We start from the raw sequence: 6,954 nt of genomic DNA on the forward strand, positions 1-6,954 counted from the left end.
TGCCGTGCAGCTCAATGTCGATGCCACGCGCATGAGCCAGGCCTTTACCGGCAGCGGCTATGTCCAGCAGATAGTGGCCGCCGAGGTGGATGAATTCGTGCAGCGTCATCGCGGCAGCACCAGCATGCCGGTCGAACTGAATTTGCGCATGCGCTTCAATCCCAATCTTGAACAATCCTGGTTCGGCTCGCTGATGGAAATCATCAACAGCGTGACCATGCTGTCCATCATCCTGACCGGCGCAGCATTGATACGCGAGCGTGAGCACGGCACGATAGAACACTTGCTGGTGATGCCGGTCACGCCTGCCGAGATCATGCTGGCCAAGGTCTGGGCGATGGCTGTGGTGGTCTTGCTGGCGGTGTCAGTGTCGATGCTGTTCGTGGTGCAACTGGCCTTGCGGGTGCCGGTGCAGGGATCGATAGCCTTGTTCATGGTGGTGACGGCGTTGCATCTGTTTGCCACTACTTCGATGGGTATTTTCATGGCGACAGTGGCGCGTTCAATGCCGCAATTCGGCATGCTGATGGTGCTGGTGCTGCTACCGCTGGAAATGCTCTCCGGCGGCATGACGCCGCGCGAGAGCATGCCGTGGGTGGTCCAGCAGCTGATGCTGGTCGCGCCCACCACGCATTTCGTGTCAGCCGCCCAGGCGATCCTGTTTCGCGGCGCCGGCCTGGATGTGGTGTGGCCGCAGGTGCTGGCCATCATCGTCATAGGCGCGCTGCTGTTCATGGCGTCGCTGCGACGTTTCCGCAAGACCATCAGCTTGATGGCTTGAAGGGTGCAGAAACGACAAAACCGTTGATTTCTCAACGGTTTAGCGTATTCATGGTGGAGGCGGCGGGAATCGAACCCGCGTCCAGAAGCACTCTACAGACAGTTCTACATACTTAGCGCTGCCATTTGATTTAATCCGGACCACGCGGACGCGCACGCTTGGTACAGACGAGTCACCTATTATTTAACGCCTTGCCAAGTGACCCGGCCCGACGCGATTCCTTGTATATGACTTCACTGCTGTTTGACCAGCCCGCCCCAAGGAAGAAACGGTGTGAAGCTAACCGGTTATTAAGCGGCTAGTGCGTACGAGTTATCGTTTGCAGTTATTACTTTTCTGGATGTATTTACGAGGTAACCAGTCCTCGGTATGCCCTGCGCTGCTTTGCAACCCCTGTCGAAACCAGGTCGCCCCCAAGCAGTACTATTGTACCGCAGTAGATGGGGTGCTTCATTGTGGATTCAAGAGGGTATTTTTGCGATGGCCGCCAGCGCAGAGAAATGACTTGATAACGAGTTGGATAAAACTTGTCGTTATTTGCCTAGCAATGCGAATAGCTGTTGCGGGGTATCGACCAAAACGTCTGCATTCCAGGTGGCAGGCGCGGCCTCTCCGCAATATCCCCATGCCGCTGCAATAGTCGTCATGCCGGCAGCCTGACCTGCCTGGATGTCGCGCAAGTCATCGCCTACATACCAGCAATGTTCCGGTAAAACCCCTATGCGTTTCGCCGCTTCGAACAATGGTGCAGGGTGGGGTTTGGAGTGTGCGGTCGTATCACCTGAGATTACGCATGCTGCATGACCCAGGCCGATTTTGGGCACGAGTTGATCGGTCAGGCGCGCAATCTTGTTGGTGACGATGCCCCAGGCTATGCCTTGTTCTTGCAAACCGGATAATAATTCGGTGATGCCGGCGAACAGGCTGCTGTCTACCGCGATGGCTGCCTCATAATTTTTCAGGAAATCGTCGCGCAATTCTTCGTAAGCTGCATCATCCGGCGTGATCCCGAATGCGACACCGATCAAGCCGCGCGCACCCGCCGAAGCAATTGGGCGCAGCAATTCATAGTCGGTTGGCGCGAGCCCGCGCGCAATGCGCAATTGATTGACCGCGCCTGCCAGGTCGGGAGCAGTGTCGGCGAGTGTGCCGTCGAGGTCAAACAGGATGGCTAATGGTGTACGTAATTTCATGCGGACTCAATGTGCAGGTCGAACTGGAGCAAGCGCTTTACCGCATATCACATCGATAAAGAGCGCTACAGTGGTTGGGAATCAGGCTGGCTTGGTGCACGCAAGCAGATAATTGACGCTGGTGTCGTGATTCAGCGCATAGATTTTCGTCAATGGATTGAAGCTCATGCCCCTGAGCGTATCGACTGTCAGGTCAGCGCGGCGTGCGTACTGCGACAGTTCCGCAGGCGTGATGAACTTGGCATAGTCGTGCGTGCCTTTTGGCAGCAAGCGCAACAGGTATTCTGCCCCGAGTATGGCGTGCAGATAGGCTTTGGGATTGCGGTTGATCGTGGAAAAAAATATCTTGCCACCCGGTTTGACCAGTTTTGCACAGGCTGCGACTATCGCTGCAGGATCAGGGACGTGTTCCAGCATTTCCATGCAGGTGACGATGTCGAAGCGGCCAGCTTCACGTTCGGCCATGTCTTCCGCTGCGATCAATTCATAGCGTACCTGCACGCCAGATTCCAGACTGTGCAGGTCGGCGACCTTGAGCGCTTTTTCAGACAGATCTATCCCTGTGACATGCGCGCCTTTCTTTGCCATTGATTCGGCAAGGATGCCGCCGCCGCAGCCGATATCGATGACGGTTTTGCCAGCCAGTGGCGCACGGCTATTGATCCATTCGAGACGCAAGGGATTGATTTCATGCAAGGGGCGAAATTCTGATGTGGGATCCCACCATTGGTGGGCCAGATCGCTAAATTTTTTCAGTTCTAATGGGTCGGCATTCATGGGCTAAATAATAACTGGAAAGTGCTGTGCGCGCTGATGTCCGCGATTTGTATATCGATACTAATCAAGGCGCGAAAAAAAACCCCGCCGCAGCGGGGTTTTCGATTCGTATGAAACGAATTATTTGCGTGTACCGACAACTTCGATTTCTACGCGACGGTTTTGTGCGCGACCAGCAGCTGTTTTGTTTGTAGCAACTGGTTGTTTTTCGCCTTTACCTTCGGTGTAGACGCGTTTTGCATCGATACCTTTGCCGACCAGGTAGCTTTTAACAGCTTCTGCACGACGGATCGACAATTTTTGGTTGTATGCATCTGAACCAACGGAGTCAGTATGACCAACAGCGATGATTACTTCCAGGTTCAAATCTTTGAGCTTGGATGACAGATCGTCCAGCTTGGCTTTGCCGTCTTTTTTCAAGACTGCTTTGTCAAAGTCAAAGAATGCATCGGCTGCAAACGTGACTTTTTCTGATGTAGGTACTGGAGCTGCTGCGCCAGCAGCTGGTTTTGCGGCAGCAGCTGCTGCTACCAGTGCGCCATCGCAACCTGGAACTGCATCAGCAGGTGTCCAGTAGCCAGTGCGCCAGCACAGACCAGTACCGCTGCGTACGATCGTGCCGTTAGCGGCTTGAGCGTAGGCGCTGTTTGGGGTGCTTGCCTTGATGTCGGTTTGTGCTTGCGCAGACATTGCAACGACTGCGGATGCAGCCAGGATAATTTTTGCTAATTTATTCATTATTTCTTTCTCCTCGAGAGTGAGATATATATCCGCAGAAGAACTGCGCAAATTACGTGAATGACATCGGAAATGGATAATAACACGTGCTCCAACCTAGCATAAGAAACAAATTGTCCGTATGCAACGGTTGTCTAACCTGCCTGTATTTTGCCACAACTAATATCTTCAGCGAACCTTGCCCAGTGAGCGGATTACCGTTTTTTTTAAAGCGTTGCGTATAAACAACGGCCTGCTGAGCAATAATTCCCCTAGCAAAACATTGACCTTTGGACATGGAAATCGTTCATATTTTGTAGAAATTTTTATTAAATAAATTGCATGCCTATCTTTGTGCGCCATGTACATCTATCAAGACGCGCCGATTGGGTGCCAGGCATGCAAGCAGTTCGGCGTGCTTCAATTTTTCGTCGCAGGCTTTGATGGCCAGCTTCTCACCAGCGCCTATGGTCTTGATCGCGGTCGTCACGCCATGCGCCCTGAGGTATCCGGCAACCGATGCCGCCCGTTTTTCTGACAGCGCCTGATTGAAATCCCGGGAGCCGAGGATGTCGGTGTGGCCGGTGATCGTAATGCTCTCAAGTGCATTGCATTTGGCAAGCCTCGGCAAGACTTCGCGTTCGATTCTTTGTTTTGCGGACTTGTTTAATAGTGCGCTGTTAAAAGCAAAGATTTGATCGCTTTCCAGCGCAAGTGTGAAATTGCAGGTGCTGGCCGCCCATCCTGTATCCGCTGGCACGGTGTTTTCCGTGTGACTCACTATTTCTGGCGCGGTTGGATTGGGTATCGGTGGCAGCAAGGCGCCATCGCAGCCCGGAATGGCGTCGTCGGGGGTCCAGTTTCCGGATCTCCAGCACAGGCCGTAGGCACTGCGGGTGACAATGCCGCGACTATCCTGGCTATATGCATTGTTGGGCGGGATTTTAATATCGGAGGTTGTTTGTGCCGCAACATAAGACGATGCGGCGCCGACCAGCAGGCCCAGGGCCAGGTTTTTGATCATGTTTTCTCTTGATGGATAGCGTGTTCTGGAAATGACGCGCATTTTATGGTGCGTATTTTCGGTAGCCGGCATTTAAACATGTTTTCCTGAAAATCTGTTGCAGTGCTTACTGTCGCTTACAAAGTTCCTGCGATGCCAAAACCGGCGGCCAGAGTCTTTCGGCGTGTTAAAATCTACAATTTGCCGGATCGCCCGTTTAATCACGCGATTCTTCATTATCAAACCCTAGCCAAAGACCAGACGAACCGCCAATGGATCAATTCGCTAAAGAAACAATCCCGATTTCGCTTGAAGAAGAGATGCGCAAGAGTTACCTCGATTACGCGATGAGCGTCATCGTAGGGCGCGCATTGCCTGATGTGCGCGATGGCTTGAAGCCTGTGCATCGCCGGGTACTGTTCGCGATGCATGAAATGAATAATGTCTGGAATCGGCCGTACGTAAAATGTGCGCGCGTGGTCGGCGAGACCATGGGTAAATACCACCCGCACGGCGATCAATCGATTTACGACACGCTGGTGAGGATGGCGCAGCCTTTTTCGCTGCGCTACATGCTGGTCGACGGGCAGGGTAACTTCGGTTCGGTGGATGGCGACGGCGCTGCGGCGATGCGCTACACCGAGTGCCGTCTGGATAAACTGGCGAACGAGATTCTGGCTGATATCGACAAGGATACCGTCGATTTCGTCCCCAACTATGACGGCAAGGAAAAAGAGCCGTCGGTAATGCCGACAAGAATCCCGAATCTGCTGATCAATGGTTCCTCGGGTATCGCGGTCGGCATGGCAACCAATATCCCGCCGCACAATATTACCGAAATCATCGATGGCGCCTTGCATGTGTTGCGCAATGCCGATACGACCGTTGATGAATTGATCGAAATCATACCGGCACCGGATTTCCCTACGGGCGGCATCAATTATGGTGAGTCCGGCGTGCGCGACGGCTATCGCACCGGCCGCGGCCGCGTGGTGATGCGCGCGAAAACGCACTTCGAAGAATACGGCAAGGAAAACCGTGCGGCGATCATCGTCGACGAACTGCCATATCAAGTTAACAAAAAATCGCTGCTCGAACGCATCGCCGAACTGGTGCGTGACAAGAAGCTCGACGGCATCTCGGACATCCGCGATGAGTCGGACAAATCCGGCATGCGCGTGGTTATCGAGTTGAAGCGCAATGAAGTGCCGGAAGTCGTGCTGAACAATCTGTACAAGCAGACGCAGTTGCAAGACACCTTTGGCATGAACATGGTGGCGCTGGTTGATGGTCAGCCCAAGTTGCTGAACCTGAAGCAGATGCTGGAATGCTTCCTGTCGCATCGTCGCGAAGTGGTCACACGCCGCACGGTATTCGAATTGCGCAAAGCGCGCGAACGCGGTCACGTGCTGGAAGGTTTGGCAGTTGCACTCGCCAACATTGATGATTTCATCGCGATCATCAAGGCGGCACCAACGCCGCCGGTCGCGAAATCGGACTTGATGGCGCGCGCCTGGGATTCCTCCGTCGTGCGCGAAATGCTGGCACGCACCGGTGAAGATGGCGTCGGCGGTATCGATGCTTTCCGTCCGGAAAACCTGCCCAAGCATTACGGCATCCAGCCCGATGGCTTGTACAAGCTGTCTGACGATCAGGCGCAGGAAATTTTGCAGATGCGTCTGCAACGCCTGACCGGCCTGGAACAAGACAAGATAGTCAACGAGTACAAAGAAGTCATGGCGCAAATCGCCGATTTGCTCGACATCCTGTCCAAGCCGGAGCGCGTCACCATCATCATTACCGATGAACTGACCGCAGCGAAGAATGAATATGGCATCGGCAACAAGGATGAGCGTCGTTCGACGATCGAACTGAACGCAACCGATCTGGGTACGGAAGATCTGATCACGCCGCAAGACATGGTCGTGACCCTGTCGCATACCGGTTACATGAAGTCGCAGCCAATTACTGAATACCGCGCGCAGAAACGTGGCGGTCGCGGCAAGCAGGCGATGGCGACCAAGGAAGACGACTGGATCGATCAGCTCTTCATCGCGAACACGCACGATTACATCCTTTGCTTCAGCAATCGCGGTCGCATGTACTGGCTGAAGGTATGGGAAGTTCCGCAAGGTTCGCGCAATTCGCGCGGCAAGCCTATCGTCAATATGTTCCCGCTGCAGGATGGCGAAAAAATCACCGTGATCCTGCCGGTCTCCGGCGAGAATCGCACCTTCCCTGAAGATCGCTACATTTTCATGTCGACCAGCCTTGGCACCGTGAAAAAGACTTCATTGAGCGACTTCAGCAATCCGCGCAAGGCCGGGATTATTGCCGTCGATCTGGATGACGGCGATTTTCTGATTGGCGCGGCACTGACAGACGGCAAGCACGACGTCATGCTGTTCAGCGATGCTGGAAAAGCGGTTCGCTTTGATGAAAATGATGTGCGTCCAATGGGCAGGCAGGCGCGTGGCGTGCGC

6 protein-coding genes and 1 other RNA gene are annotated in these 6,954 nt (G+C 53.9%); 2 read left to right on the forward strand and 5 right to left on the reverse strand.

What is annotated here, in order from left to right:
- The coding region (locus Q7T06_RS00215; protein WP_304778135.1) for an ABC transporter permease at window positions 1-781 on the forward strand (781 nt) is incomplete at its 5' end.
- A 51-nt stretch (window positions 782-832) separates the two neighbouring features.
- Here Q7T06_RS00215 and ssrA read toward each other — a convergent pair.
- From ssrA to Q7T06_RS00240, 5 genes are all read right to left on the reverse strand, one after another.
- Window positions 833-1,196: a transfer-messenger RNA gene (ssrA, locus tag Q7T06_RS00220) on the reverse strand.
- Between the two features lie 118 nt (window positions 1,197-1,314).
- A complete protein-coding gene (locus Q7T06_RS00225; RefSeq protein ID WP_304778138.1) occupies window positions 1,315-1,974 on the reverse strand; it encodes an HAD family hydrolase in 660 nt (219 codons plus the stop codon).
- Between the two features lie 81 nt (window positions 1,975-2,055).
- Complete coding sequence (gene ubiG / locus Q7T06_RS00230) at window positions 2,056-2,751, reverse strand: bifunctional 2-polyprenyl-6-hydroxyphenol methylase/3-demethylubiquinol 3-O-methyltransferase UbiG (protein WP_304778141.1); 696 nt, start codon at window positions 2,749-2,751, stop codon at window positions 2,056-2,058.
- A 120-nt stretch (window positions 2,752-2,871) separates the two neighbouring features.
- Window positions 2,872-3,489, reverse strand: a complete 618-nt coding sequence (gene ompA / locus Q7T06_RS00235) for an outer membrane protein OmpA (protein ID WP_304778150.1) — start codon at window positions 3,487-3,489, stop codon at window positions 2,872-2,874.
- 325 nt (window positions 3,490-3,814) lie between these two features.
- On the reverse strand, window positions 3,815-4,492 hold the full coding sequence (locus Q7T06_RS00240; protein WP_304778144.1) for an OmpA family protein: 678 nt from the start codon (window positions 4,490-4,492) through the stop codon (window positions 3,815-3,817).
- Window positions 4,493-4,743: 251 nt separating this feature from the next.
- Between Q7T06_RS00240 and gyrA the strand changes: the two genes are divergently transcribed.
- A partial coding sequence (gyrA, locus tag Q7T06_RS00245; RefSeq protein WP_304778147.1) for a DNA gyrase subunit A occupies window positions 4,744-6,954 on the forward strand: 2,211 nt, incomplete at its 3' end.

Origin of the sequence: Herminiimonas sp., from assembly GCF_030645555.1 — a bacterium.
Classification (GTDB): Bacteria; Pseudomonadota; Gammaproteobacteria; order Burkholderiales; family Burkholderiaceae_D; genus Oxalicibacterium.